The sequence below is a fragment of the Aeromonas sp. HMWF014 genome, from assembly GCF_963878295.1.
Classification (GTDB): Bacteria; Pseudomonadota; Gammaproteobacteria; order Enterobacterales; family Aeromonadaceae; genus Aeromonas; species Aeromonas popoffii.
In genome coordinates, this window is the sequence record NZ_CAWNYS010000309.1 from 1 (window position 1) to 2484 (window position 2484).

A 2484-nucleotide genomic window follows, 5' to 3' on the forward strand; every position below is an offset into this window, starting at 1 on the left:
GTAAAATGGTCGCCATCACGCCGCCCCTTGCGGCACCAGCGCCGGGTTGAGGCAGCGCGGGCTGACCTGGATATGGACCCGCTGGATGTGGCGGGCCGAGCGAGCGGTGAAACCTTCCCGCCCATGCAGCAGGCCAAAGTTGTCAGCGATCACCACGTCCCCCGGCTGCCACTGGTGGGCATAGAAGTAGCGGGGATCGTAGAGCCGTTCATGCAAATCCTGCAGGAAGGCGGCTTGCTCCTCGGGCGGGATCCCCTCGATCTGCAGTGCATGCGGGTTGAGGAAGCGAACCCCCTCTCGCGGCGGCTCGTTGTAGCGCATGACGGTTTCACCGCTCACCGGATGAGGCACCAGCAGGGGGGAGCTCACCTCGCCACCGTAGTGCACCACTTGCTTGATGCGATAGGTGATCCGCACCCGCTCCCAGCGGGCCAGCCGCTCGCCATCGAGATCCACCAGCAGCTGGCGGGTATTGATGAAGGTGGTGCGCCCCCCCTCGTCAGCAGCCGGAGCATGCACGCAGTGAAACAGCTGGAACTCGGGCACGGTCGGCTTGTACATGCCATCCCAGTGCAGCGGCACATAGCTGGAATCGAAGATATGGTCGGTGGCATTCTGGTCCGCTTTCACATCCAGCACGGCGCCAAAGGACCACATCATGATCTCGCCCCAGCGCTCGGCATAGCGGGTCAGCCGCTCGGGATTGGTGAAGCCAGACACAAACCCGCGCAGGATCAACACGCCGTGGCGACGGGCCCGTTCACGCAGCGACTCGACCGGCAAGTCCTGCACCGCTTGCCCCTCCCGGGCCGGTTCGATCAGCAGGCCAAAGGGGGTATGGGGGTGAATGCGGCAGGGCTCGCCGCCGAGGGGAATAAGGGATGCTGTCATCGTGAACTCCTCAGGCGGCGGCCTGCTTACTGTGGATCAGGTAGTGACTGGGACGGCCATGGATATGGACCAGTTCGTGCTCCAGAGCCAGTACATCGCGCCGCTTCATCAGCACGAACTGGCCATCCAGATTGGCCGCCACCCCGTGCCAGGGGGTGAGCCAGTCATCCCGGGTCGGCAACATGTGAATGCCCATCTTAAGGCTGTGGCTGGCCTGGGGATGGATGGAGAGACGGATGGCCTCGGGGAAGCGCTCCGCCAGCAGGTTGCCCCAGGCGCGACTGCGCTGGATCACGGCATGGGTGCGCGACTTGGCATCCCGCTGCAGCGCCGTGTTGGAGAGTGGCGTGTCCGGCAGCTGGCTGTCTTCATAGAGGAAACGGGTCATGGCACGATAGAGACGAACCCCCTCCTCGGTGGTTTTCACCTCTTCACTGATCTGCGCCAACGGCTCGGCATAGCGGGCTACCAGCTGTTCACGCAGGGTATCGAAGTCGCGGCTGGCGCAAAATTCGGCCATGCCCGCCACCATCCCCAAGTGGAAGACCCCGAGGTGGGTCGCCCCCAGCTCCAGGATCAGCTGCTCTATGTGGGCCTGATAGGCATCGATGGCCGGATCCGGCACCCGGATCAGATCGCCGAACACGTGGCCATCCGAGCAGATCAGGATCCGCATGCCGGGCCGGTAGTGCAGCTGGATGCGCTGGCAGAGGTGATTGAGAAAACTGAGGGAGAGGCGCTCCGCCATGTCCGGCAGGGTGCCCAGCACCTTGTTCGGGTTGGGTGACTTGGTGGGAAAGGCGGGCAAGACGCAGGTGATGGTCTCACCCCGCTCGATGAACGCTTGCAGGCGGGGGATCTGGATGGCCGCCACCTCCTGCTCTTCACTGTGCCGCTCCAGGATGGGATCGGGAAAGCGGCGACGATAAGGCAACAACTCGGCAAATATCTCATGGGCAATTTGATGGGAAGATAAACCACTCATTATTCCGGCTCCTTTAGGCAAGATAAGATCAATAAAGATGACTCTTTATCAATACGTCCAATCTCTGTTGTTATTATTGGCATATCCGTTTGCTACCCAAACGAATCGAGAGGGGACAATAGCCGAGATGAAGTCAGGCTATCAATTCGCCATTAATGTAAAGTGATTCAACCAAGCGCTAACAATCTATTCAACATAAGATAATCAACCTTACACATATGAATAAAAAGAGATTTAATGAATATTAAAGCGTGTTTAAAAACACCGAAAAGGAAAGTTCCCCACCGAATTAATTATTCAGTCAAAATTTGACTCGAGGATTATTTAGCTCAACGTAACAATGATGTGTTTCATGCCAGAAATACTGACCATCTCGCTTTAAATATTGCAAAAAATTATCCCGCCCCATATTACGAAAACGAGCAGGATGCTGGCTCTGACCATCAATATGGGGAGTGGCGGGCGAGATAATTCGTCGTTGATCCGCAGCGGTATCGCGATGATTTTTCATAGTGGCGGCCCCGGGCGGCGCCGCCAAGAGGGCTCAAGGCTGGGCCGAGCCAGCCGCCAGATAATCCAGAGCCGCTTGCCAGCCCATACGGTAACCC

General features: G+C 58.5%; 3 protein-coding genes. 1 reads left to right on the forward strand and 2 read right to left on the reverse strand.

Translation table 11 applies throughout. The annotated features are described in order from the left end of the window. Window positions 1-15: 15 nt before the first annotated feature. Together AAC083_RS12725 and AAC083_RS12730 are read right to left on the reverse strand one after the other, a co-directional pair. Window positions 16-891 carry a TauD/TfdA dioxygenase family protein gene (locus AAC083_RS12725; RefSeq protein WP_108536805.1) on the reverse strand — a complete coding sequence of 292 codons (876 nt, stop codon included), beginning with the start codon at window positions 889-891 and terminating at the stop codon, window positions 16-18. 10 nt (window positions 892-901) lie between these two features. Further along, entirely contained in the window at window positions 902-1876 is a 975-nt protein-coding gene (locus tag AAC083_RS12730; protein ID WP_108536806.1) for an L-tyrosine/L-tryptophan isonitrile synthase family protein, read from the reverse strand. Window positions 1877-2303: 427 nt separating this feature from the next. On the opposite strand from AAC083_RS12730, the gene AAC083_RS12735 reads away from it, so the two are divergent. Then, window positions 2304-2484 (forward strand): hypothetical protein (locus AAC083_RS12735; protein ID WP_219927884.1); only part of this gene is annotated, 181 nt, incomplete at its 3' end.